The sequence below is a fragment of the Roseateles toxinivorans genome (assembly GCF_004362525.1).
GTDB classification, from domain to species: Bacteria; Pseudomonadota; Gammaproteobacteria; order Burkholderiales; family Burkholderiaceae_C; genus Paucibacter; species Paucibacter toxinivorans.
In genome coordinates this window covers 572,865-598,207 of the sequence record NZ_SNXS01000003.1, presented here as the reverse complement: position 1 = coordinate 598,207, position 25,343 = coordinate 572,865, and the positions used below count along the sequence as shown (strand labels likewise).

21 protein-coding genes are annotated in these 25,343 nt (G+C 67.9%); 17 read left to right on the top strand and 4 right to left on the bottom strand.

Features of this window, described 5'->3' with window-relative positions; translation table 11 throughout:
* Positions 1–6: 6 nt before the first annotated feature.
* The 7 genes from DES47_RS14055 to DES47_RS14025 all read left to right on the top strand — a co-directional run bounded on the left by DES47_RS14055 (position 7) and on the right by DES47_RS14025 (position 10,126).
* A complete protein-coding gene (locus DES47_RS14055; protein WP_133701333.1) occupies positions 7–1,131 on the top strand; it encodes a succinylglutamate desuccinylase/aspartoacylase family protein in 1,125 nt (374 codons plus the stop codon).
* Positions 1,132–1,140: 9 nt separating this feature from the next.
* Complete coding sequence (locus tag DES47_RS14050; RefSeq protein ID WP_133701332.1) at positions 1,141–1,911, top strand: ABC transporter ATP-binding protein; 771 nt, start codon at positions 1,141–1,143, stop codon at positions 1,909–1,911.
* A 30-nt stretch (positions 1,912–1,941) separates the two neighbouring features.
* Positions 1,942–2,964, top strand: a complete 1,023-nt coding sequence (locus DES47_RS14045; RefSeq protein ID WP_208114998.1) for a GlxA family transcriptional regulator — start codon at positions 1,942–1,944, stop codon at positions 2,962–2,964.
* The gene (locus DES47_RS14040; RefSeq protein ID WP_133701330.1) at positions 2,961–4,028 is read left to right on the top strand and encodes an arginine N-succinyltransferase; all 1,068 of its coding nucleotides are present in this window, start codon (positions 2,961–2,963) and stop codon (positions 4,026–4,028) included. Before DES47_RS14045 ends, DES47_RS14040 begins: the two co-directional genes overlap by 4 nt.
* On the top strand, positions 4,025–4,807 hold the full coding sequence (locus DES47_RS14035; RefSeq protein WP_133701329.1) for an arginine N-succinyltransferase: 783 nt from the start codon (positions 4,025–4,027) through the stop codon (positions 4,805–4,807). The genes DES47_RS14040 and DES47_RS14035 overlap by 4 nt, the downstream gene beginning before the upstream one ends.
* A 159-nt stretch (positions 4,808–4,966) precedes the next feature.
* Positions 4,967–7,726: a TonB-dependent receptor gene (locus DES47_RS14030; RefSeq protein ID WP_133701328.1), complete on the top strand. Its 2,760-nt coding sequence runs from the start codon at positions 4,967–4,969 to the stop codon at positions 7,724–7,726.
* A 264-nt stretch (positions 7,727–7,990) separates the two neighbouring features.
* Positions 7,991–10,126 (top strand): MHFG family PEP-CTERM protein, encoded by a 2,136-nt coding sequence (locus DES47_RS14025; RefSeq protein WP_208114997.1) that lies wholly within the window; start codon positions 7,991–7,993, stop codon positions 10,124–10,126.
* A gap of 14 nt (positions 10,127–10,140) precedes the next feature.
* Here DES47_RS14025 and DES47_RS14020 read toward each other — a convergent pair whose 3' ends face one another.
* Both DES47_RS14020 and DES47_RS14015 read right to left on the bottom strand, forming a co-directional pair.
* Positions 10,141–11,238 carry a methyltransferase family protein gene (locus tag DES47_RS14020; RefSeq protein ID WP_133701327.1) on the bottom strand — a complete coding sequence of 366 codons (1,098 nt, stop codon included), beginning with the start codon at positions 11,236–11,238 and terminating at the stop codon, positions 10,141–10,143.
* Between the two features lie 85 nt (positions 11,239–11,323).
* Positions 11,324–12,247, bottom strand: a complete 924-nt coding sequence (locus tag DES47_RS14015) for a PEP-CTERM sorting domain-containing protein (RefSeq protein WP_133701326.1) — start codon at positions 12,245–12,247, stop codon at positions 11,324–11,326.
* Between the two features lie 113 nt (positions 12,248–12,360).
* Here DES47_RS14015 and DES47_RS14010 point away from each other — a divergent pair, with 113 nt between their 5' ends.
* Positions 12,361–13,362, top strand: a complete 1,002-nt coding sequence (locus tag DES47_RS14010; protein WP_133701325.1) for a hypothetical protein — start codon at positions 12,361–12,363, stop codon at positions 13,360–13,362.
* Positions 13,363–13,391: 29 nt separating this feature from the next.
* Here DES47_RS14010 and DES47_RS14005 read toward each other — a convergent pair whose 3' ends face one another.
* Both DES47_RS14005 and DES47_RS14000 read right to left on the bottom strand, forming a co-directional pair.
* Entirely contained in the window at positions 13,392–15,935 is a 2,544-nt protein-coding gene (locus DES47_RS14005; RefSeq protein ID WP_133701324.1) for a chemotaxis protein CheW, read from the bottom strand.
* Between the two features lie 216 nt (positions 15,936–16,151).
* Positions 16,152–17,141 (bottom strand): Bug family tripartite tricarboxylate transporter substrate binding protein, encoded by a 990-nt coding sequence (locus DES47_RS14000; RefSeq protein ID WP_208115022.1) that lies wholly within the window; start codon positions 17,139–17,141, stop codon positions 16,152–16,154.
* A 188-nt stretch (positions 17,142–17,329) separates the two neighbouring features.
* On the opposite strand from DES47_RS14000, the gene DES47_RS13995 reads away from it, so the two are divergent.
* From DES47_RS13995 to DES47_RS13955, 9 genes are read left to right on the top strand one after another with little or no spacing between them, the layout of a single operon-like run.
* Positions 17,330–18,439 carry an MBL fold metallo-hydrolase gene (locus DES47_RS13995; protein WP_243748298.1) on the top strand — a complete coding sequence of 370 codons (1,110 nt, stop codon included), beginning with the start codon at positions 17,330–17,332 and terminating at the stop codon, positions 18,437–18,439.
* A 49-nt stretch (positions 18,440–18,488) separates the two neighbouring features.
* Positions 18,489–19,169, top strand: coding sequence for a response regulator (locus DES47_RS13990; RefSeq protein ID WP_133701322.1), 681 nt, complete (start codon positions 18,489–18,491; stop codon positions 19,167–19,169).
* Positions 19,135–20,538, top strand: a complete 1,404-nt coding sequence (locus DES47_RS13985; protein WP_133701321.1) for a sensor histidine kinase — start codon at positions 19,135–19,137, stop codon at positions 20,536–20,538. The genes DES47_RS13990 and DES47_RS13985 overlap by 35 nt, the downstream gene beginning before the upstream one ends.
* A gap of 6 nt (positions 20,539–20,544) precedes the next feature.
* A complete protein-coding gene (locus DES47_RS13980) occupies positions 20,545–21,537 on the top strand; it encodes a Bug family tripartite tricarboxylate transporter substrate binding protein (RefSeq protein WP_133701320.1) in 993 nt (330 codons plus the stop codon).
* 19 nt (positions 21,538–21,556) lie between these two features.
* Positions 21,557–21,919 carry a hypothetical protein gene (locus DES47_RS13975; RefSeq protein WP_133701319.1) on the top strand — a complete coding sequence of 121 codons (363 nt, stop codon included), beginning with the start codon at positions 21,557–21,559 and terminating at the stop codon, positions 21,917–21,919.
* A 51-nt stretch (positions 21,920–21,970) separates the two neighbouring features.
* Entirely contained in the window at positions 21,971–23,191 is a 1,221-nt protein-coding gene (locus DES47_RS13970; RefSeq protein WP_133701318.1) for a helix-turn-helix domain-containing protein, read from the top strand.
* A gap of 49 nt (positions 23,192–23,240) precedes the next feature.
* A complete protein-coding gene (locus DES47_RS13965) occupies positions 23,241–23,897 on the top strand; it encodes a Vgb family protein (RefSeq protein WP_133701317.1) in 657 nt (218 codons plus the stop codon).
* A gap of 35 nt (positions 23,898–23,932) precedes the next feature.
* Entirely contained in the window at positions 23,933–24,721 is a 789-nt protein-coding gene (locus DES47_RS13960; RefSeq protein WP_133701316.1) for a DUF899 domain-containing protein, read from the top strand.
* A 34-nt stretch (positions 24,722–24,755) separates the two neighbouring features.
* Entirely contained in the window at positions 24,756–25,334 is a 579-nt protein-coding gene (locus DES47_RS13955) for a hypothetical protein (protein ID WP_133701315.1), read from the top strand.
* Positions 25,335–25,343: the final 9 nt, after the last annotated feature.

Below are 25,343 nucleotides of genomic sequence, written 5' to 3'. Positions count from 1 at the left end.
TGACCGATGCATACAAAAAACCACCCCCTGGCCGGCGGCAGCCTGGGTCAGCAGCACCTGCTGACGAGCTTTCACTACGGCCCGACGGACAGCGGTCGCAAGGCCTATATTCAGGCCTCCCTGCATGCCGACGAGCTGCCCGGCATGCTGGTGGCCCACCATCTGCGCCAGCGGCTGAAGCAACTGGAGGAGGCCGGCCGGCTGCGCGCCGAGATCGTCATCGTGCCGGTCGCCAATCCGATCGGCCTGGCACAGACCCTGCTGCGCACACCAGTGGGCCGCTTCGATCTGGCCAGCGGCGAGAACTTCAACCGGCACTATCCCGCCCTGTTCGAGCCCCTGCTGCCCCTGCTGGAAGGGCGGTTGGGCGACGATGGCCCGACCAATGTGCAGGCGATTCGCGCCGTCATGCGCGAGCACCTGCAGGCCCTGCCCGCGCCCACCGAGCTGGCGAGCCTGCGCAGGGCACTGATGACACTGGCCTGCGACGCCGACGTGGTGCTGGACCTGCATTGCGACTGCGAGGCGGTGCTGCATCTGTACACCGGCACGCCGCTGTGGCCGGCGGTCGAGCCGCTGGCCCGCCTGCTGGGTGCCCAGGCCAGCCTGCTGGCCACCGCCTCGGGCGACAACCCCTTCGATGAGGCCTGCTCGCAGACCTGGTGGCAGCTGCAGTCGCACTTCGAGGGCCGCTATCCGGTGCCGCTGGCCTGCACCAGCGTGACCGTCGAACTGCGCGGCGCGCTGGATGTGGCGCAAGGCCAGGCGGCCACCGATGCCCACGCGCTGCTGGCCTATCTGCAGCACCGCGGCCTGCTGCAATTGGATGGACAAGACCTGGCCCTGCCACCGTTGCTCCGTCCAGCCACGGCGCTGAATGCGGTGGAGGTGCTGTCCAGCCCGATCAGCGGCGTCGTCAGCTACCACCGCCAGCCGGGCGACGCCATCGCAGTGGGCGATTGCCTGGCCGATGTCACCGACGCGCTCAGCGGCGAGGTCCGCGAGCTGCGCGCCCGGACCAGCGGCCTGCTGTTCGCCCGCGAAACCCTGCGCTATGCCACCGCCGGCCGCAGCCTGTGCAAGGTGGCCGGCCAGACGCCGCTGCGCAGCGGCAAGCTATCGAGTGATTGAGAACAGACCATGAGCACCCTGACCCTGCAGGTCCAAGGCCTGCACAAACGCTATGGCGCCAACGAGGTGCTCAAGGGCGTGAGCCTGGACGCCCGCGCCGGCGACGTGATCAGCATCATCGGCTCCAGCGGCTCGGGCAAGAGCACGCTGCTGCGCTGCATCAACCTGCTGGAGCAACCGCACGCGGGCCGCATCCTGCTGCGCGGCGAAGAGCTGGCGCTTAAGGCCGCCAAGTGCGGCGGCCTGATGGCGGCCGACGGCAAGCAGCTGCAGCGCATGCGCGCCCGCCTGGCGATGGTGTTCCAGCACTTCAATCTATGGGCCCACATGACGGTGCTGGAGAACATCATCGAGGCGCCGGTCCAGGTGCTGGGCCAGAGCAAGGCGCGGGCGCTGGCCAGGGCCCATGAGCTGCTGGAGCGCGTCGGCGTGGCGCACCGCGCCAAGGTCTATCCCTCGCAGCTGTCGGGCGGGGAGCAGCAGCGCGTGGCCATTGCCCGGGCACTGGCGATGGACCCCGAGGTGATGCTGTTCGACGAGCCGACCTCGGCACTCGACCCTGAGCTGGTCGGCGAGGTGCTGAAGGTGATGCGTGACCTGGCCGCCGAGGGCCGCACGATGATTGTTGTCACCCACGAGATGGGCTTCGCCCGCGAGGTGTCGAACCACGTCGTGTTCCTGCACAAGGGCTTGATCGAGGAGCAGGGCCACCCGGGCGACCTGCTGAAACACCCGAAGAGCGAGCGGCTGCAGAAGTTCCTGTCCGGCAATCTGAAGTAGGCGCGCCGGTTTCTTGCCAGAATGCGCTCCATGCCCGCGCGCCCCGCCGAACGCCACGCCTTTCTGCTGCTGCCCGGCTGCTCGCTGATGGCCGTGGGCGGCGCGCTGGACGCGCTGGCCCAGGCCAACACCGCCCAGCGCGAGAGTCAGTCGGCCGGCAGCGTCGCAACGCTGTACGACGTGCTGCTCTGCTCGGTCGATGGCAGACCCGTGCGCGCGGGCAATGGCAGCAGCCTGAACGTTGACTTGGCCCTGCCCCACCTGCCGACGCTGGACGGTCTTTTCGTCGTCTGCGACACCCCGGTGCCTCAAAGCGGATTCGAGGCGGTGCTGCCGCTGCTGCAGCAGCAGGCCGCCAGTGGCGCGCTGCTCGGCGGCGTTGGCACCGGCGCCTGGCTGCTGGCCCGCGCCGGACTGCTGGCCGGCCATCGTGCGACCTTGCATTGGGCCTATGCGCCGCTGCTGGCCGAGGTCTTCCCCGATGTCGTGGTCTCGTCCAATGTGTTCGAGGCCGACCGCAAACGCCTGACCTGCGCCGGTGGCCTGGCCGCCTTCGACATGTTCCTGCACCTGATCGCGCAAAGCCACGGTCCCGAGCTTGCCCAGCAGGTGCAGGGCCGCCTGGGCCTGGAACGGCCGCGCGGCCCGGGTGAGGCACAGCGCGTGCCTCTGACGGCACGCATCGGCGGCGGCCAGCCCAAGCTGACCGAGGCGGTGGCGCTGATGGAGGCCAATGTGCAGGAGCCCCTGGCCACGGAGGACATTGCCCGCCTGGTCGGCGTGTCGCGCCGCCAGCTGGAGCGGCTGTTCAAGCAGTACCTGGACAGCCTGCCCTCGCGCTACTACCAGGAGCTGCGCCTGAACCGCGCACGCCAGCTGCTGCAGCAGACCAGCCAGTCGATTCTGCAAGTGGGCCTGAGCTGCGGCTTTTCCTCGGGCCCGCATTTTTCGAACAACTACCGGGCGCACTTCGGCATCACGCCGCGCGAACAGCGCAGCCAGCGCGTGAATGCGGCGAAGCGACCCCAGGACCCAGGAGAGCACACACCATGAACGCGCCAACACCCGAGCGCCTGCTGTTCCGTGCCGGACGTCTCAGCGATCTGCCGCAGATCGAGCGCATTGCCGCGGCCAGTGCCATCGGCATCGGCTCGCTGCCGCCCGACCGCGAGCGCCTGTACGACAAGCTGCGCATGTCATCGCACGCCTTCGGCGCCGAGGTCGATGTCAGCGGCGAGGAAATCTACTTCTTCGTGCTGGAAGACTTGCAGACCGGCCAGCTGATGGGCACCAGCGGCATTGCCGCCTCGGCCGGCTTCGGCGACCGCTTCTACAGCTACCGCAACGAGCTGATCGTCCATGCTTCGGCCGAGCTGGGCGTGGCCAACAAGATCCATACGCTGCATCTGTGCCATGACCTGACCGGTGCCTCGCTCTTGACCTCGTTCTACATCGACCCGGCGCTGGAGGCCGGCCCCTGGCCGCAGTTGCTGTCGCGGGCGCGGCTGCTGTTCATGGCCGAGCATCCGCAGCGCTTTGCCACCCGGCTGGCCGCCGAGTCGCCCGGGCCCTGCGACGCGGCGGGGCACTCGCCTTTCTGGGCCGCTGTGGGCCAGCGCTTCTTCGGCATCGACTACCCGCAGGCCGAGCGCCTGGCCGGCGGGCGCAGCAAGAGCTTCATCGCCGAACTGATGCCGCAGTATCCGATCTATGTGCCGCTGCTGCCACCCGACGCCCAGCTGGCCATAGGCCAGCTGCACGAGAGCGCCGAGCTGCCGTTCAAGATCCTGCTCGACGAGGGCTTCGAGGCCGACACCTATGTCGACCTGTTCGACGCCGGGCCCACGGTGGAGGCACCACTGGCCCAGCTGCGCAGCCTGCGCCACAACCGGCGGCTGCGCGTCAGCCGCGGCTCAGACGAGAACACGAATGGTCAGCCCTGCCTGATCGCCAACACGCAGACGCAGGCCTTTCGCGCCACCCTGGCCAGGCTCAGCCTGCCGGGGGGCGATGAGCAGGACCTGGCCCTGCCGCTGGAACTGCTGGAGCTGCTGGAGCTCTCGGTCGGCGACGAGGTGCGCGTGGTGCCGCTGCACCCGGAAGGGAGCCCGTCATGAGCGCGCTGCTGGTTCGCCCCATCGCGCCGCAGGATGCGGCCGCCTTCATGGCCCTGCATGGCGGCTGCAACGAACACCAGGTCCAAGCCCTGCTGGCCGGCTCGAAACGCGCCTTTGCCTGCGCCACCCCCACGGCGGAGATGCGGGTCTTCGTGCTGTTGCGCGGCGATCAGCTGCTGGGCGCCGCCGGCCTGATCGCCAGCACCGGCCTGGAGCTGCTGCGCTACAGCTTCCGCAGCGGCCAGGTCGTCCATGCCTCGGCCGAGATGGGCATGTTCAAGCGGGCCGGCACTCTGGTGCTGGGCAATGACCTGACTGGCGCGGCCGAGCTGCGTCTGCCCTTGCTGGCTGCCGATGCGCCGCCCGAGGCGATGGCCCTGCTGCTGCAGGCCCAGCTGAACGAGGTGCTGGCCCAGCCACAGCGCTTCGGCGCCACACTGATCTGCGAGCTGGCCGGCCAGGGCGACGGCGACCTGGCCTCGCCGTTCTGGCAAGGCCTGGGTCGGCACTTCTACAGCGGCCGGCTGCCGCCCGACGATGCCTTCTTCCCGCCGACGCTGCGCAGCCATATCGGCCGCCTGCTGCCCAAGCATCCGCTGTACAGCAGCTTTCTGCCCGAGACGGCGCAGGCCGCTTTGGGTCGGGCGAGCGCCTCCTGCACCACACTGGCCTCGTTGCTCCACCGGGCCGGGTTGCGGGCACGGGGCCAACTGAGCATCGTCGATGGCGGGCCGGTGCTGGAAGCCGCCGTCGATGAGCTGCAGCCGCTGGTGATCTGAGCCGGGCGCGCAACAGCCACTTTTCAGGCTTGCGACTTCAATTTACAGCTTTGCGTCTGCGGGGGCTCAACCCTCGTGCCAAGCCAGGGGCCTCTGGGTAGCCTGAGTCCGAAGAAATGTGTGATGCATTTTCTCCGACGACTCAACCCGAGGCCCTTCATGACCAGCCCCACCACAAACCGATCACAGCGCACCAGATTCGTGCTGCAACCCTGCGCCCTGGCCATCGCCCTGCTGGCCGTTCAGGCCGCCAGCGCACAGACCGACTCGACCAGGCTCGAGCGCGTGGAGATCACCGGCTCCAGCATCAAGCGCATTGACGGCGAGACCGCGCTGCCGGTGCAGGTCATCAAGCGCGAAGACATCGACAAGAGCGGCGTCACCACCGCCGCCGAGCTGCTGAAGAACATCAGCGCCAACACGGCGCCGCTGTCCGACGGCGCCAGCATCACCGACGGCACTTCGGGCCAGCGCGGCTTCAACGGCGCCAACCTGCGCGGCATCGGCGTCTCCAGCACGCTGGTGCTGCTGAACGGCCGCCGCCTGGCCAACTTCGCCTCGCCCGGCGACAACGCCGGTGTGGACCTGAACAACATCCCGGCCGGCGCGATCCAGCGCGTCGAGATCCTCAAGGACGGCGCCTCGGCCATCTACGGCACCGATGCGATCGGCGGCGTGATCAACTTCATCACCCGCAAGGACTACCAGGGCGTGGACCTCAGCGCCTCCATCGCCGCCACGCAGGAAGGCGGCGCAGGCAAGAAGACGGCCAGCATCAGCGGCGGCTTCGGTGATCTGAACCGCGACCGCTTCAATGTGTTCGGCGTGCTCGATGTGCAGCAGCTCGACGCGCTGCGCTCCAGCCAGCGCGACTTCATCAAGGACAGGCCACTGGCCAGCAATCTGCCGGCCCTGATGTCCAGCAACACCTACCCGGCCAATATCGACATCTCCGGCAGCCAGCGCAATGCGCTGATCGCCGCCGGTGTGCTGCCCGCTGGCACGACGCGCACCCGCCTCAACCCCAGCTCGCCGACCTGCAGCGGCCCGGCCACCGTGTATGCGCCGCAGGGTCCGGGCGGCCCGCTGGCCTGCAGCTACGACTATATACAGGACACCGAGATCTACCCCGAGGCCAGCAAGATCGGCTTCATCGGCCGCGCGACCCTGCAGGCCGGCAATGACCATCAGGTGTTCGCCGAGCTGGTGCAGTCCGAGGCCGAGAGCCGCTATGTGCTGAGCCCCAATCCGCAGCGCATCCGCAACCTGGCCATCACCCTGTTGCCCGAGAAGTACCGCAAGGCATTGTTGGCCGCCGGCCAGTCGCCGACGTCCACCTTCAGCGGCATCCGCTACCGCATGACCGAGGCGGGCAACCGCACCAATGAGGTCACCAGCACGGCGCAGCGCCTGGTGCTGGGCGCCAGCGGCATGGTCGCCGGCTGGGACTACGACCTCGGCCTGAGCCGCGCGCAGAACAAGGCGGTGGACAAGTACGTCGACGGCTATGTGCTGTTCGACAAGTTCGATGCGGGCGTGCGCGCCGGCACGATCAATCCGTTCGGCCCGTCCAGCCAGGCCGGGCTGGATCTGATCAACAGCATCAAGGTCAATGACGAGGCGCGCAAGTCCAAGGGCGTGTCCACCGCCATCGACGGCAAGATCTCCAAGGCGCTGATGGCGCTGGCGGGCGGTGACCTGGCCCTCGCGCTGGGCGCAGAGCTGCGCCGCGAGAACACCACCTTCACGCCCTCGGCGCTGCTGCTGTCGAACAATATCGCCGGCGACCGCGACTCGGGCCTGGCCGCCGGCTCGACCACCGATCTGAAGGCCACCGATGACAGCCGCACCGTCGGCTCGGTGTTCGCCGAGCTGAACGCGCCGATTACCAGGCAGCTGGAGCTGCAACTGGCGCTGCGCCATGACCACTACAGCGAGGTCGGCTCGACCACCAACCCGAAGATCGGACTGCGCTGGCAGCCCGAGAAGAATCTGCTGCTGCGCGCCTCGGCCGGCACCGGCTTTCGCGCACCGTCACTGGCCGACCTGAAGCGCCCCACCACCTACGGCAGCGCGTCGAGCTTCCTGACCGACCCGCAATGCGTCAAGGACGGCCTGGACACGATCGACGGCTGTACCGACCAATGGCCGGTGGAGCGACGCTCGAACCCGAACCTGAAGCCGGAGAAGTCGGCGCAGTTCTCGCTGGGCCTGGTGTTCGAGGCCGGCAAGGACCTGAGCTTCAGCGTCGACTACTGGAACATCACCAAGAAGGACGTGATCTCGACCCTGGGCGAGCAGATCATCGTCGACAGCCCGGACAAGTACAACGGCAAGTACATTCAGCGCGACGGTGACGGCTTCATCACCAACATCATCCTGCAAAAGGAGAACCAGGGCCGGCTGAAGACCTCGGGCCTGGACCTGGGCTTCGACTACAAGGGCGCTGCCACCCCAGTGGGCCGCTTCAGCGCCGGCATGACCGGCACCCTGGTGCTGAAGTACGACCGCCAGTTCGGCCCGCTGGAGGGCTATCGCAGCAATCTGGGTGTGTTCCTGAACGATCAGGTGATACAGAAGTGGCGCCACCGCATCAGCTTCGGCTGGGACCAGGGCCCCTTCGGCCTGACGCTGGCGAATCAGTTCTCCTCGGGCTACACCGACCAGAACACGACCTACGACCCGGTCGCCAACACGCTGCTGCCCACACGCAAGGTCAAGGCCTACTCGCTGTGGGATCTGACCGGCAGCTGGAACGTCAACAAGCAGCTCAAGGTGAGGGCCGGCGTTCTGAATCTCTTGAACACCGCGCCGCCGTTCTCCAACCAGGCCTACTACTTCCTGGCCGGCTATGACCCGACCTACACCGACCCGCGTGGCCGCAGCGTCTATGCCAGCGTGAGCTACAGCTTCCGCTGATCGTCAATGGCAAGTGGCGCCGGAGGTCTGTTACAAGCCTCCGGCGCGTTTACATCGGCTCACCCGCGCGCCGCGCACTACTACTCAAACCAATGCCCTCCGAGGCTTGGCAGCCCGCAAGCGCGAGCCTAGACTGCCCCTGTCTGTCCGAGAAGCCGAGTAGGGATCTCGTATCCGGTATGGCCCGCACCGCATCGACCGCCGCATGGCATGGCGATGCCTTGATTGACTTGGCCGTGCGGCCAGCTACGTACGAGGTTTTTCATGTCTGTTCTCGCCACGCTCGCTCTCGCGGCTTCCGTTGCCAGCCTTCCCGAATGCCCCTGGGACACCCGCCCTCAAAGCGCCTACACCGGCGATGTGGTCGCGGCTCTGAACCATTACGCCGACATACCCGGCCCGGTGCGCGAGGCGCTGAAGCTGCGGCTGCAGACGCACCGCTATGACGAACTGGTGCGCATCGACCGCCGAGGCATTCATGGCGCACACAAATACAGCCCCGAGCTGCGCGATGTGCACTTCGCCAAGACGCTGTGCGCCAAGGTCTCGCTCGCGCAGTGGTCGGAGCAGCAGATGGCACTGGGCATGGTCTATTGCGAGGCCGACTACTGCGTGCTGGTACCGACCGAGGGTCGCCACGTCAGCCGCGTCACCCGCCCGCTGCCGGCCAATCTGGCCGAGGCCTTGACCGAGATGGCCCAGCACCCGCCCGGCGCCGGCCCGGCGCAGGACAGCTTCGCCAAGGGCCGCATCCTGGTGATGACCCGGGCGGGCCTGTCCGAGAAGGAACTGGCCAGAATCCTGGGCCCGCATGGCGGCAAGGGGCGCAGGCTCGGCAGGAGCGATATCTTCATCGTCGATCTACCGGCCCAGGCGTCGGAGACCGCAGTCTCCACCTTGCTGGCCAAGCATCCCCAGCTGAAGTTTGCGGAGCTGGACCGTCGCATCGCCCCAGCCCTGGTCACCAACGATCCCTATCTGGGCAGCCAGTGGCATCTGAGCAAGATCGGCGCTGCTGCGGCCTGGGACGGCTCGCAGGGCAACGGCACGACGATTGCCGTGCTCGACACCGGCGTCGACGGCACACACCCCGATCTCACGGCTCGAATGGTGGCCGGCTGGAACTTCTATGACAACAATGCCGACGCCTCCGACCCGGTGGGCCATGGCACAGCGGTGGCCGGCGCGGCCGCCGCGTCGAGCAACAACGCCGTTGGTGTGGCCGGGGTCGCCGGGCTTGCGCGCATCATGCCGGTGCGCATCTCCGACCCCAGCGGCTATGCCTACTGGAGCACGGTGGCCCAGGGCTTGACCTGGGCGGCCGACCAGGGCGCGAAGGTGGCCAATATCAGCTTCAACGGCGTGGCCAGCAGCCTGGCGGTGCAGAACGCCGCCCAATACATGAAGAACAAGGGCGGTCTGGTCGTGGTTGCCGCCGGCAACAACGGCATCGACGAGAACCTGACGCCGACCAGCACGATGATCGTGGTCTCGGCCACGGGCCAGAACGATCTGCGCACCAGCTGGTCCAGCTACGGCGGCTTCGTGACCCTGGCGGCCCCAGGCCAGGACATCTGGACCACCACCAAGGGCGGCGGCTACCAGGCCTGGTGGGGCACCTCGCTCGCAAGCCCCGTGGTGGCCGGCGTAGTGGCCCAAATGCTGTCGGCCAAACCGACACTGAGCAACCTCCAGCAGGAGGGCTTGCTCTATGCCTCGGCCACCGACCTGGGCACGGCGGGCCGCGACCCCTACTACGGCCACGGCCGTGTCAACGCGGCAGCGGCCGTGCAGGCCAGCCTGGCGGCCTCGCCGCCCGCCGACACCCAGGCACCGAGTGCCAGCATCACCTCGCCGTCAGGCGGCGCCACGGTCAGCGCCTGGGTGGCGGTAAACGCCAGCGCCACCGACAACGTCGGCGTGGCGCGGGTCGAACTTCGCGTCAATGGCAGCACCGTGGCCACCGACAGCAGCGCGCCCTACGGCTTCAGCTGGGACTCGACCACGGTGCCCAATGGCATGGTGAATCTGGTCGCCCAGGCCTTCGATGCAGCGGGCAACTCGGCAGGCTCGGCCACCATCGCCGTCAATGTGGCCAACGGCGTCGCCATCGTCGCCGACGTCACACCGCCTGTGCTCAATCTGAGCAACCCGACGAACGGCGCCAAGCTCAGCGGCAACACGGTGTCGGTCACTGTAAACGCCACCGACAACAGCGGCGCAGCGGGCATCTCCCAGACCCTGTACATCGACGGCGCGCAGGTAGCCAGCGGCAGCGGCGGCAGTCTCAGCTACAACTGGAACATCCGCAAGGCAGCGGCCGGCGCCCACACCATCAAGGCCGTGGCCAAGGACGCCGCGAGCAACACCGCGACCCAGTCGATCTCTGTGACCAAGTAGCCAGTCACCGGCCGCTACACCAGACCCGGAATGAAGCGGTAGCGCACCCGCGCCGCGTAGGCGGCATAGTCGCCGTCGACGCGGCGCAGATGGTCTTCCTCGGTCAATGCACGCAGCAGGTAGAGCGCCGCCCAGCCCAGCACCGACCCGAGTGCCTGCAGGCCGGTCAATGGCGACTGACCGAAGGCCGTGAACAGCGCCGGCAGCGAACCGATCAGCCAGGCCAGGTTCTTGCAAACATAGGCCGGGTGGCGCACCAAGGCATAGGGGCCCCGCGCCACGATGCCCCGGTGCGTCAGGTTGCTGGCCTTCAGCCCCAAGGCCAGCGAACTCGCCGCGTAGCCGGCCATCGCCGCCAACAGCAGCAGGTTCATCAGCAGGTGGACGGTCGGGTTTGCGAACTGCGGGAACTCGCTCAGCTGCGAACCCAGCAGGGCATTGGTCAGGCTGTTGAACGGCGGATAGCACAGCAGAGCCGCTCCCCAGCCCAGCCAGGTCGGGTCAACCGACCTGATCGCATTGCCCAGGCGCGGCAACTCGACCAGATAGCCCAGCGTGAAGGCCAGCACATCGACAAACAGCAGCAGCTGTAGTGCAAACCAGTAGCCGTGACGGTTGAACAGGAGCAGGCCGTCGCGCCAGTTGTCGGCGCCCGCAAACCCTGCCATCAATTGCGCTCCATTCACCCAGGCATTCACGCAGAAGAGCATCAGCGACATGCCCATCAGCGGTCCGAAGAAACACTTGAGCAAGGTGGCCAGCAAGGCCAGCCGGTCCGCTGGTGCCAGGCCCGCGTCGAAAGTGCGCCGGGGCGCCTGCGCAAATGCCGCCAGCACATACCAGCATCGCAAGGACTTGGCGCAGCCGGGTTGGCTTTCACTCAAGTGCCATACGGCCACCGTGACCGCGTAGGCCAGTGCCGCCAGCACCAGAAACTCCAGCCCGCTGAACGACAGCCCGGCCCCGGAAAATCGTGTCGAGAGCTGCTTCTGGTTGTAGGGCATCAGGGCATAGGCCGAGCAGGCCAGCGCAATCGTGGTCAGCGACGCAGCAAGATTGCACAGGCGCCATCGCAGCTCGGAGCGCCCGCTGATGGCGTGCTCGGTCAACATCGCTCAAGACGCCGCGGCAGACCATCGATTCGAAAAAAAACCCCGCTGCGCGGGGTTCTTCTGGCTGCGGGCCACGGTCAGGCGATCAGAGCTTCGCGGCGGCACCGCGGCGAGCCCAGAAACTGGCTCCAAGCAGGCCCATGGCCAGCAGCACCAGGGAACTGGAATTGGGCTCGGGCACCTGCCCGCCACTGCTTGGAGCACCGCCGCTGCCGGGCGTGCCACCACTGCTGCTGACAGCGTAGTTCCCGACCAGGAATCCGCTCTGCCCCTGTTGCAAGGACTGCAGATGGGCGCCCATCTGCCCACAGGGCATTTCCGAGTCGCTGCTGCACGAGGAAAAGGCGTTCAGGAAATCACTGGCCAGAAAATTCCCCGAGGCCTTGGTCATGGTGAAGGTGAGATCCTGCGTGTTGGTCACGTCGTCCGCGTGCGGCTGCCCGGAAGGATCCAAGGCCTCGAACAGGAACTCAAGGTTCATATTGCCCCCGCCCTGAGAGCTTGCCGGGCTATTGATATCCCATCCTGTCGGATTGAAACCGGAGAAGCTGTAGTCCGAGCCCAATCCGATCATATTGAAATAGAACTCGTCCAGCTTGGCATTTGGATGATTGGGGGTGTTGATGTCGACCTTCCAGCTGACCTGGTTGGAGGTGGTATCGCCGGTGATCGTCACGTCGATGAACAGGTCATGGAAGTTGCCGGTACGCGGGTCACCGAGTATCTGACCGGTCAGGCTGATCGGGGCCGCGGAGGCCAAGCCCACAAAGGAGGCCAACAGAACCGATGCGAGTGGAAAAACGCGAAAGGGCAGGAGCTTCATGAGGCCTCCGACGGGCAAGAATTGATGGGTCACCTTGACGGCCATCAATCCGCAAAACCCGTGCCAGCCACGGCAAGTTGTTGTTTTTTGTATGGTTTTATCAAATGGGGCCTGTTGGGTCAGACGAAGTGTCAAATTTTTCGACGTCGCCTGGCCTGCTGAGCGATGGAACAGCAGCGCATCCAACCGCCGCGCCCATGGCTCTCCTTGACGCCCACGCCCTGCCCGGCTGGCTCTTTCGGGCGATGCCCCGCAGACCCCTGATCGGCAGACTTCGTGCCACTCCAACGAGGTCAGCCATGAACACCGAAACACCCGACGATGCCCACCCCGAGCAGGCTGCGCAGCTGCTGCCCTGGCCGGTTCTGCTGCCGCTGCTGGTGCTCGTGTGTCTATGGGGTCTGGCGCAGAACAGCGGCGCGACGCCCACGGCCGAGAAGCGTGTGCGGCTGACGGTGGAGCTCAGCGTCGAGGGTCAAAGCGCCTGGCAGCATGCCGGCGATTCGTCCAGGAGCCGCACGCAGCGCCAGTACAAGCTGGTGACCTATCTGCGTTCCGACGGCCAGTTGCAGGAGTTCAACACCAAGGACCCGCAATACGCTCAGCAGATGATGGATCGCGCAGCGCAGGTGCAGGCCCGCGTGGCCAAGGCCCAGGGGCGCCAGGCGCCGCAGGCAATGACGATGCAGCAGATGGCCGAGCGTGCCCAGCAGATCAAGACCAGCTGCGGCGAGAACAAGGACTGCCTGATGCGCGGGGCGATGGAGCTGTCCACCGTGCGCGTGCTGCCCGCTGGCGGCAATGCCGCGCCCCTGCCCGACACCTTGGACACCCCGCTGGAGCCGCGTTACCTCAGCTTCCACGGCTTCGATGGCTGCGGCGCGCAGTTCCACGAGGTGGTCAATGACCAGGCCGAGGGCCAGTACGCCGATGTGCAGGGCCCGGTGCCCTGGCGCTCGACCAGCAAGGCTGACGGCGGCCTGAAGCCCGACGCGCTGCGCCTGCTGTGCCTGAACCACAGCCTCGTACTGGACACGAAGACCAACACCTTCATGACCGACGCCGGCCTGTTCGTGCCCGAGACTTCGGGCCGCCACACCCGCATCGAGCGGGGCCGCACCGAGGCCCACGAGGGCGATATCCAGGCCATTACCAGCGTCGGCAACTGGCTGGCCGAGCGCACGCGCCAGGCGCCGCGCAAGGGCAGCGCCAGCATCAGCCTGCCGGTGACGAGCAAGGGCCAGGGCGAAGTGCAGGGCACGCTGAACCTGAAGCTGAACTGGAAGCTGGAAGACGTCTGAACCGCGATCAAGTGCCACTCGTGCGCCGATCACGCGCCGATCAGGTCCAGGGCCTCACCGGCGCCCGCGCTCAGTCGCCGCCGCAACTCGTCGATATCGATCAGCGTCAGCATCGCCGCCGCATCGCCGCCACCTCGCACCAGGCGCTCGCGACCTGCCGCGACCAAGCCGCCGAGTGCCGGACTGGGCTGCGCCGCAGCCGGGGCAATACTGAACACCGGCCCCAGCTCCTGCACCCGAAGCGCCAGGCGCTGCCCGCGCCCGTCCTGGCAGACCAGCACCGGCGCGTCGGCATCGGCACTGGGCCGGCCACCACGCAGCAGGCCCAGGTCCAGTACCGGCAGCATCTGCTCGTGGTGGCTCAGCATGCCGATCAGCGCCGCCGGGGTGTTGGGCATGCCGGTGATGCGCGGGCGCTCCAGCGCCTCCAGCGTCTGCTCGGCCGGCAGTCCCAGCCATTGGCCGTCGACCATGAAGCTGGCGATGTCCAGGGTTCCCTCGGTCGAAGGCGGCAAGGGCGGCGGAACAAAGGCCAGCGGCGCGGTGGCGGCCACGATGAGACGCCGGCCCAATGGCACCAGCATCACCGCGGCGACATCACGATCCGAGCGCGCAACACCCTGCCGGTACTCGCGGTAGCCGCCGGACATCGCAATGCCCACCGCGTGCACCACGCCATCCAGCGTCAGCTCGCAGCGCTGCGTATCCCCGGCACCCAGATCGAGCAGTGCCGGCGCCAGCGGCCCCACGGCGCCGGCCGCCCAGCGGGCATCGCTGGACGCGACCACCCGCCCGTCGCGGCTGAGCAGCAGGGCGCTGCCCTGCCCCTCCTGCGGCAAGGCATCGCGCAACATGGCCGCGAACTGCGGCGCGCCGTCGAAGACAATGGCCACGCCGCCGAGCACACGTGTCTCGTCATCGGGAGCCGGCAGCGCAGCAGCATAGACATAGGTCGGTGTCTCGCCCGACTCGCCGTAGAGCCCGCAGGCCTGGTGCGGCGAGACGACGAAGCGCTCGCGGTCACGCAGCGCCAGGGTCTCGGTCACCCAGGGCTGCTCCAGACGCTCGCCGACGCGATGCGCATGGGCCGGATCCGACACGGCCACGATGCGACCCTGGGCGTCGAACACCAGCAGCAGCGCATACACGGTGTAGAGGCTGTTGATGTGGCGCAGCCGCGCGCTGGCGGCCTCGGCGGAGCCGCCGGCCAGCGCCTGCTGCAGCTCGCCGTCCAGCGCCCACCAGCGGCAGTCGTTGGCACGCTCGTAGAGATTGCGGTCCATGATGTCTATCGCCAGGCGGGCATGGAACTGGGCTGCATCGAACACGGCCGCCAACGCCGAATGGTGCAGATTGCCGATCGCCTGCTCGAACACCTGGCGCAGCTGCTGACCGGTGCGCTCGACCTCGTTGAGCAGGGTCACCGCGAAATCGGTGCCACCTGCCCCGCTGCGGTTCAGCCGGCTGCGCAGCTTGCCGTTCCACAGCGATCGCGACAGATCGCGCTGAATGCGCCGCGCCTCCAGCGGAATGCCGCGCAGCTCGGCGTCGAACAGCTCTCGGGTGTCGACGCTGGCGGCCAGTTGTTCGAAGCCGTGATCGGGGCCGGCCGGTGCCGCCTCGTCATCGACGAAGGCCTGTTCGACCGGCAGCAGCGCCAGCGCCGACCAGCCCGGCCCGCGATAGCCCTCGTAGCCACTGGCCGGCGCGGCCACGGCGAGATAGTCGCGGCCAGCGAACACCAGGCGGTGCTGCCGGGCGGGCGGCAACTGGGCGCCGGGCGGCAACTGCCACGGGTCCGAGCTGACCAGCACGCGGAACTCGGCGTCGAGCAGCACGATCACCGTGCGATCCGCCGGCGCCAGCAACTGACGGAACACGCCGGCCATCTCATCGACCAGACGGAAGCTCAGGCACAGCACACCGGCCGTGCCATCGGCGGCACGCACCGCACTGGCATAGATCAGCCCCGCGCGGCCGCCCAGCAGCTCGGTGGTGCCGAAGCGCTCGACAAAGGGTGTGCCGGGGCGCAGCGCCTCGGCAATCAAGGGATCGGCGCTGTGGGTAAGCGCAACGCTGCGGTCCAGCCGCGCCAGCACCAGGCCCTGCGGCGAGAGCACAACGATGTCGTCATAGACCGAGTACTTGGCCACATAGGCCCGAAAGCGGGCCTCGAGCGCAGGCCTTGCATCGGCGGCCAGATCGGCACCTGCCACCAGCGCACGCAACGGCGCATCGGCGGCCAGAAAGCCGACATCGGCCGTGCGCTCGAACAGATTTCGCACCAGGATGTCGATCGCCACCTGGGCCTTGCCCTGCAGTCGCTGCACGGCGTTGTCGAGCTGCCGGCGGGCCAGGCTGTCCAGCAGGCTGCCGGTCAGTGCCTGGAAAGCGCTGCGGGTATGCGCCATGTCGGTAGCCGCGCCACTCATCTGGCCCAGCAGGGCCAGGCTGTCCCAGGCCCCCTGCAGGCGCACCAGGCCCTCGCGGTGTTCCTCCACCAACGGCATATGCCGCACAAACGGCGCCACCTCGGCCGTGAAGGGCAGGCCCCTGCGCCAAACCTTGCTCATCTGCTGACCCCGTGCAAAAGGGCTCAGTGTGGGCCTGATCGGTGCACGATCAGCCCGACATATCCCTAGGCATTGGCGGGCTCCGCGCGTGCTGCGCACAAACGTGCCCGATTTGCTGGATGGTGGTGCATGCAGCACAAACACGGGGCGCTGCACGGTATTGGTGCTGACCAGCCCCGCAGGTGCTTCGCGCGGTGCGGTGACGCCTGTGCCCGATCAATCCGGCTTGATCTTGGCGCGTGCAATCACCGGCTTCCAGCGCTGCTGCTCCAGCTCGATGAAGCGGGCGAACTCCGCCGGGGTGCTGCCCACGGCCAGCGCCGCTTCGCTCTCCAATAGCTTGGCTGACACCGGTTCCTTGATGGCCCGCGCTGCCGCCAGTGCCAGCTTGTCGGCATGGGGCTGCGGCAGTGAGCTGGGCGCCAGCAGGCCGTACCACTGGGTCATCTCGAAGCCCGGGAAGCCCTGCTCGGCCACGGTCGGCACGTCCGGCAGCTGCGGCAGCCGCTGGGCGGTGCCGGTGGCGATGCAGCGCAGCTTGCCCGTCTTGATGAATTGCAGCACCGCCGGTGCGCCTACGGCGGCGCCATCGAGCCGGCCCCCCATCAGGTCGGTCAGCTGCGGGCCAGTGCCACGGTAGGGCACATGCAGCACGAAGATATTGCTGGCCATCTTCAGATACTCGAAGGCCAGGTGTCCGGCGCTGCCGTTGCCGGCCGAGCCGTAGTTCAGCTGGCCGGGCTTGGACTTGGCCAGCGCGATGAACTCCTTCAGATTCTTCACCGGCAGGTCGGGACGCACGACATAGAGGCTTGGCACCTTGGACAGCAGCGAGATCGGCCGGAAGGCCTTGGCGTCGTAGGGCAGCTTGTCGAAGATGAAGGGGTTCACGGCCAGCGTGCCGATGTGCCCAAGTATCACCGTGTGCTGGTCATCGGCGCGAGCCACCTCGCCCATCGCCACATTGCCGGCCGCACCCGGCTTGTTGTCCACGTAAACGCTCTGCCCGAGGATCTTGGCCATCTCCACCGCGGTGGCGCGGGCAACGATCTCCGAGCTGCCGCCCGGCGCGAACGGCACGACGAAACGGATCGCCTTAGCAGGCCAGACCGCGCCTTGCGCGACGGCGCGCAGCGGGGCCATGCCGGCAAGTCCGATGCCGGCGGCACCCGCCAGGGCCTGCCGTCGCGTGATCAAGTTCTTCATCATCGATGTCTCCATTGCTGTCGTGTTTGTTTGCCAACCGATGACCATCCTGCCTGCGACAACCTTTCAAGCCGCTTTCAACCTGGATGCATCCGAGTGAAAGGATTCTGAAATGGACCGGCACCTACTGTTGCCGTCGCGTTCACCGGCTCGCCACACATGCCGGTACAAATCCGACGGAGACAACGATGACGAAGAAGACCCCCTGGCAATTGGGATGGGCACTGACCGCAGTTGCAGCGGTCGCTGTGGGCGTTGCCGCCTGCGGCGGCGGCGACGACGAGGTCATCGCCCCCGATCCGCTCAAGGACGCGCCACAGGCCATCCGCATGACCTGGTTCGGCATCACCAACTGGCACTACCAGGTCGGCAAGGTGGGCATCCTGCTCGACGGCGAGACGGTCAACTCGGGCTCCACGCCCAATGCCGCCTCGGTGACCAAGGCGCTGGCCTCGCTGAAGCGCACGGGCACGGTGGACGTGATATTGATAGGCCATGACCACGGCGATCACTCGGTACAGGTGCCCGAATGGGCGAAGCAGACCGGCAAGCAGGTTTACGCACCGAAGACCGTCTGCACCAAGCTCGTCGCGGCAGGCGTACCGGCGGCGCAGTGCACGGCTCTGCTGGGCGGCGAGGCCATCAAGCTCGACGACTTCTCGACCGTCCGCGTCGTGCGCTGGGTGCACAGCGTTGATTGCGACGAGCTGAGCAACGGCACCGGCGGCCCCGAAACCTTCGGCTTCCTGGTGACCGCGCAGTCGAACGACAAGGACAAGGTGCTCAACCTTTACGTCTCCGACAGCGGCGCCGGCGGCGTCGATCTGACCATCCCTCGCATTGCCGATGGCAAGACCTATGGCTCGCCGCTGAGCAATCTGAACGTCGCGATGAAGGAAGCCAAGCTGAGCTCGCTCGACATCTGGCAGGGCGGCCCCGAGTCACGCATGGTGAACCAGGCCCGCACCGTCATACCAGCCTTCGACGTGAAGACCTTCATGCCCCACCACCTGAACTCGCGCGCCAACACCCAGAGCAACTTCAAGCTCACCTATGGCATGCACTACCCCTACTCGCTGGACGATCAGCCCAAGCTCAAGGCCTTTCTGCAGGCCAGCGGCGTGCCCCAGGTCTTCCCGACCAACTATTTCGATGCCTGGACCTATGACAAGAGCGGCATCAAGAAAGTGGACAATGCCGCCATGAAGGCCGACTGGGGTCTGCCCGCCGACGGCCCTGGACCGGGCGTGCAGGGGCCCAATCCCCGAGCCGGCAACCTGGAATGCGCCGCCGACTGACAGGCCCGACGGATGGGGGCCATCCGAGCCCCCGTGCTTCACCCAGACCATGCGCATATTGTTGGCAGAAGACGAACACAAGCTGGCGACGTGGCTGGTGAAGGCGCTCGAGCAATCGGGCTTTCGCGTCGACTGGGTCGACCACGGAGGCCTCGCCGAGCGGGCCTTGGAGGACCACGACTACGACGCCCTGGTGCTCGATCTGGGGCTGCCAGGTCGGTCGGGGCATCAGGTGCTGCAAAGCCTGAGGGCCAAGGACCACCGGCTGCCCATCCTGATACTGACCGCCCGTGACTCGCTGTCGGAGCGCGTCAGCTCGCTGAATGAAGGCGCCGACGACTTTCTCGCCAAGCCGTTTGCCCTGGCCGAACTGGAGGCCAGGCTGACGGCCCTGGTGCGCCGAGCCCGCGGCGCGGAGCATCCCCGGCTGGCCTGCGGCCCGCTGGTGTTCGACACGGTGACGCGCCAGTTCACGCTGGGCCGCGAGCCCCTGCTGCTGTCGCCGCGAGAGCAGGCCCTGCTGAAGACCTTGCTGCAGCGCAGCGGCGAGCCCATGTCCAAGCAGCACATCATCGACCGGGTGTTCTCCGACGACGACGACGTGCTGCCCACGGCGGTCGACGTGCTGGTGCACCGGCTGCGCAAACGACTGGAACACACCGGCGTGCATATCGCCACCTATCGAGGCCTGGGCTATGTTCTGGAAGAAGACGCGTCGCCTGACGCTTAAGGCCAAGGTGCTGGCCCTGCTCCTTCCGGGCATGGTCGGCATCATTGCCGTCGAACTGTGGCTCACGCGAACCGACGCGCTCGAAGCCGCCAATGCGGCCTATGACCGCTCGCTGCTGGGCGCCATACGCTCGCTCGATCTGAATGTCTCGACCGCCTCGGGCGGTCTGGCCGTGGAGCTGCCCTATCGACTGTTCGAGATCTTCCAGCTGACGGCCGGCGGCAATGTGTTCTTCCGCGTGGCCAGTGCCGATGGCCTGGTCGAGATCGGCAGCCCCGATCTGCCCAAGCCCCCGGCGCCTCCGACCGCCGGTGTTCCGGTGTTCTACGACGCCGACTACTTCGGTGAGCTGGTCCGCGTCGGCACCTACGTCAGACGGCTCGACAAGCCGCTCAGCACCGGCGGCTCGCGCGAGCTGGTCATCCAGGTGGCCGAGAACGTCGAGAGCCGTCGGCAGTTCATGCGCAGCTTCATCTGGCGCGCCGCGCTCAGGGATGGCTCGCTGATCGCCGTGATCGGCCTGACCCTGGCCGCGCTGATGGCCCTGGCGATGCGCCCGCTGTCCCGCCTGGCGGCCCAGGTCAAGAGCCGCAATGTGTCCGATCTGCGGCCGCTGCAGACCGAGGATCTGCCGGCCGACATCCTGCCGCTGGTCGAGGCCGTCAACCAGCAGATGGCCCGGACGCAGGAGGTGCTGGGCCGCGAGCGCGCCTTTCTGGACGACGCCTCTCACCAGCTGCGCACACCCTTGACCACGCTGCGCGCCCAGATCGACTACAGCCTGCGCGAGGCCGACCCGGAAAAGGTGCGTGACGCCTTGCTCGCCCTGTCGGAGCAATTGGACGATGCCGTGCGCAGCACCAACCAGCTGCTGGCCATGGCGCGCAGCGATACCGCGGCGCTGCAGAACGAGACCGTCGATCTCGAAGGCCTGGTGCGCGATGTCGCGCTGAAGCTGCTGCCTCAGGCCCGTGCCAAGGAACTCGACTTTGGCGTCAACGTGCTGCGCAGCCCCTGCATCGCCCAGGGCGACCCGGCCCTGCTGCGCGAGGCGCTCAGCAACCTGACCCACAACGCCATTAGCTACAGCCCCGCGCGTGGCGAGGTCACGCTGGAAGCGGCCGCCGACAGCCTGGGCTTCAGCCTGTCCGTGCGCGACAACGGACCCGGCATCCCGGACGAGATCCAGGCCCGCATCGGCACGCGCTTCCTCAAGGGCCGCGGCAGCAACGGCGCCGGCCTCGGCCTGGCCATCGCCAGGACGATTGCCGAGCGTCATGGCGGCACCCTGCGCCTGCAGCCCTGCGACGACGCGCGGGGAACCCAGGCACTGATCTGGTGGCCGCGCCCATCAACCCACAGCATCTGAGCCCCCATGAAACACTTCTTCAGACGCTGCGCACAGGCCCTGGTGCTGGCCAGCGCTGTGGCTTGCCTGCCCGCCCGGGCCGGCCCATTCGATCAACCGGAGTGCGTGGTCGGGGCCAAGTCCGGCGGCGGCTTCGATCTCACCTGCCGCCTGGTGCAGGCGATGCTGGAGGCAGGCAAGTCGCAGCAGCAGCCGGCCCTGCGCTTGAGCTATCTGCCGGGTGGCATCGGTGCGGTCGCGTTCAACACCTTCACGGGCAGCCGCGCGGCCGATGGCAATGCGGTGGTCGCGTTTTCGGCCGGCTCCCTGCTCAATCTCGCACAGGGCAAGTTCGGCCCGCACTCCGAACGTGACGTGCGCTGGCTGGCCACCATAGGCACCGACTACGGCGTGATCGCCGTGGCCAAGAACTCCCCCTATCAGTCGCTCGCCGATGTGGTCAAGGCCCTGCAGACCAAGCCGGGCAGCATCGTCTTCGGCGCTGGCGGCACCATAGGCAGCCAGGACTGGGTGAAGGCCGCGCTGCTGGCGCGGGCCGCGGGCGTCAGCCACAAGATCATCCGCTTCGTGGCCTTCGAGGGCGGTGGCGATGCGCTCACCGCGCTGGAGGGCGGCCATGTACAGGTCTTTGCAGGCGACGCCGCCGAGTTGTCGCTGCATCTGAAAAGCAGCGCTGGCATCCGCGTGGTCGCCGTGCTGTCCGAGCAGCGACTGCCCGGACAGCTGGCCCACGTGCCCACCGCGCGGGAGCAGGGCTATGACATCCGCTGGGCAACGGTGCGCGGGCTGTATGTCGGCAAGCAGGTCAGCGATGCGGACTACCGCCAGTGGGTGGAGGTGCTGGAGAAGGCCCGCTCGACGCCCAGCTTTGCGGCACGCCGCGCGGAGCTGGGGCTCTACCCGCTGTGGATGACCGGCCCCGAGCTCGACAAATACGTGTCGGACCGCGTCGCCCAGTACCGCAAGCTGGCTTCTGAATTTCAACTGAATGTGCGCTGAGACTATGAGAACACGGCTGATGCCTGTTGCCCTTCTGCTGCTTGCGGCGATGACCTCGGTCTTCGCTCACGGCGACTGGAAGCCCAAGCATGGAGGCGCCATGAACGAAGGCGGCGAGACCTCGTTCGAGCTGGTGGTGCAGCAGCGCAAGCTGGTCTTCTATCTGGAAGATCACGGTGAGGCGATTGCCACCGCGGGCGCCACCGGCACCTTGAGCGTCGAGCGTGGCACTGCGAAGCACGTGGCGCCGCTCAAGGCCAGGGCGGGCAACCAGATCGAGGCGCTCGCGCCGATCAAGCTGGCCGCGGGCGATAGGCTGATGGCCAAGGTCACCCTGGGCAACGGCAGCATCGTGGTGGGGCGCTTCGTCATCGCCAAGTAGCTCCGCCGGGTCTTCGAGCGGCCTATCGCCCGCGCAAGGTACGCTTGCGCCATGGACTCCCTGATCGCCGCCGCCGGGCGGGCCCTTGCCGCCGGTGATCCGCTCGGCGCACTGAAGCGCGTCGCCCTGCGCGACGACCCGCCGGCGCTCGCGCTGCGCGGCATCGCCATGGCGCAGCTGGGCGACCACGCGATGGCCCGCGCGCTCTTGCGGCGGGCAGGCCGGGCCTTCGGCAGCCATGAGGCGCTGGCACAGGCGCGCTGCATCGTGGCCGAGGCCGAGGTGGCGCTGGCGATGCGCGAGCTGGGCGGCTCGCCGCGCACGCTGGCCGCGGCGGTGCTCACGCTGGAGGCCCATGCCGATCATGCCAACGCGCTGCATGCCCGCCTGGTCGCGGTGCGCCGGCTGCTGCTGCTCGGGCGCCTGGCCGAGGCCGCCGCCGCGCTGGCGCCACTCGATGGGCGCCGGCTGCCGCCCTCGCTGGCGGCAGTGGCCGAGCTGAGCGCTGCGGAGCTGGCCCTGCGCTCGCTGCGCACCGGTGAAGCGCGTGAGGCGCTGGCCCGCGCGCAGGAGGCAGCCCGGCGTGCGCAGGTGCCGGCCCTGCTGGCCGAGGTGCTGGAGGCGCGGACGGCGCTCGATCGCCCTGCCGCGCGGCGCCTGTCTGCCGGCGGCGAACAGATGCTGCGCCTGGATGAGGTCGAAGCGCTGCTGAACTCGGATGCGCTGGTGGTTGATGCTTGCCGCCGGGGCCTTGGCATGAGCTCAGCATGGCAACCACTGGCCCGCCGGCCGGTGCTGTTCGCACTGGCGCGCGCGCTGGCCGAGGCCTGGCCGGGCGATGTGGACCGTGAAACGTTGATCGCTGACGCGTTCCGCACGCGGCACCCCGACGAAACCCATAGAGCCCGGCTGCGCGTCGAGATCGGCCGGCTGCGCAAGCTCGTGGCGGCGCTGGCCGGTATAGCGGCCACCACGCGCGGCTTTGTGCTCCAGCCCCATGACGGGCGAGACGTGGCCCTGCTGGTGCCGCCCATCGCTGGCGAGCAAGCCTCGCTGCTGGCCCTGCTGTCCGACGGCGCGGCCTGGTCCACCTCGGCGCTGGCCCTGGCGCTGGGCGCCAGCCAGCGCACGGTGCAGCGCGCGCTGGTCGAGCTGGAGGCTGCAGGCCAGGCCCGCTCACTCGGCCGGGCACGGGCTCAGCGCTGGCTGGCCCCGCCGCTGACCGGATTCACGACGATCTTGTTACTCCCTGCCGCGCTGCCGATTGAATAGAGTTGACTCCAGGCGCTGACCAGAGGCGCTATCAACGGAGTCAACACAGATGAGCAAGCAAGAAAGCCAGGTCCCCGTCCACGCGGCCGAGATCGTCCGCGAGTACGGCCCCTTCTCCGGTGCCAGCAAGATCGCCGGCGTCACCCACGATGGTCAGCGCGTCTGGGCCGCCACCGGCGCGGCACTGATGGCCTTCGACCCGGCCAGCGGCGAGCCCACGCGCAGCATCGATTGCGCCTGCGACGCCGGCACCGCCTTCGACGGCACCTACCTCTACCAGATCGCCGAGTCGCGCATCGACAAGATCGACCCGGGCAGCGGCAAGGTGCTGGCCACCATTCCCGCTCCCGGCCACGGCGGCGACTCGGGCCTCACCTGGGCCGAGGGCAGCCTGTGGGTGGGCCAGTACCGCGACCGCAAGATCCACCAGATCAACCCCGAGACCGGCGCGGTGATACGCAGCATCGAGTCCAACCGCTTCGTCACCGGCGTGACCTGGGTCGACGGCGAGCTGTGGCACGGCGTCTGGGAGGGCGACGAGAGCGAAATCCGCCGCATCGACCCGGCCAGCGGTGTCGTGCTCGAACGGCTGGGCATGCCGCCAGGTGCCGGTGTCAGCGGGCTCGAATCCGATGGCGCCGATCTGTTCTACGCCGGGGGTGGCGAGAGCGGCAAGGTGCGCGCGGTGCGCCGCCCCCGATCCTGATCGAAGTCACACCACACCCACTCAAAGGAGCCATCATGAACACAGCCACTGCAGACAACACCCACCACCCCGTCGTCTCCCACGAGCGCTGGCTCGCCGAGCGCATCAAACTGCTGGAGCGCGAGAAGGAGCTGACGCGCTGGAACGACCAGCTCGCCCAGGAGCGCCGCGCCCTGCCCTGGGTGCGCATGGACAAAGACTATGTCTTCGAAACGCCCATGGGCCCGCGCCGGCTCGCCGATCTGTTCGACGGCCGCCGCCAGCTGCTGGTGCAGCACTTCATGTTCGCCCCCGGCTGGGAGCAGGGCTGCAAGAGCTGCTCCTTCATGGCCGACCACCACGACGGCATGACCGCGCATCTCGCGCAACGCGATGTGACGCTGCTGGCTGTGTCGTGCGCGCCGCTGGCCGACATCGAGCGCTTTCGCCAGCGCATGGGCTGGCGCTTCAAGTGGGTGTCGTCGCAGGGCAGCGACTTCAACCGCGACTTCCACGTCAGCTTCACGCCGCAGGAGCTAGCCTCGGGCGAAGTGCACTACAACTACAAGCTGCAGCCCTTCCCGCAGGCCGAAGCGCCTGGCATCAGCGTGTTCTACCGGGACGATGGCGGCCAGGTCTTCCATACCTACTCGCGCTTCGGCCGCGGCGTGGAAGTGATGATGGGCACCTACCACCTGCTCGACCTGACCCCCGTGGGCCGCGACGAAGAGGGCATGGCCTACGGCATGGAGTGGCTGCGCCACCACGACCGCTACGAGCCCGCAGCGCCTGTGAAGGCGGCCCCGGCCGCCGCCGGCAGCGCCTGCTGCGCGGCGCAGGCCTGACACCAGGCTTCGTGAGCGGGCACCAGGGCGCGCAATGGCAGACAGCCTCTGGCCCTGGCTGGCAATTGCCGGTGTCGGTGCCCTGCACGGGCTGAACCCCACCAGCGGCTGGATCTTCGCCGCCGCCTGGGGTGTGAAGTCAGGCGACCGCCGACAGGCACTGCGGGCCTTGCTGCCGCTGGCGGCAGGGCATGTCGCCTCGGTCGGCCTGGTAGCAGTCACGGTGCTGCTCGGCCTGGCAATGGATCGCCGGCTGGTGCAAGTGTTGGCGGGCTGCCTGCTGGTGGTCGCCGTGGTGCTCTGCCTGACGGGGCGCCACTGCGGGTGGCGGCCAGCGCCAGCCAGTCACTTCGGGCTGGCGCTCTGGTCCTTCATGATGTCCACCGCCCACGGGGCGGGCTTGATGCTGGTGCCTGCGCTGGTGCCACTGTGCTTCAGCGGCACCGCGGCAGGCCCAGCGATCACGGCGTCTGACTCACTGGCGCTGGCGGTCGCGGCAGTTGGCGTTCACACGGCGGCGATGGTTCTTGTCGCCGGGTTGATCGCCGTCGGGGCCTGCCGCGGATTCGATGTTGCCAGCGGCTTGCTTGGAAGCCACCGGGCAAAGCCGTGATGGCTCCGG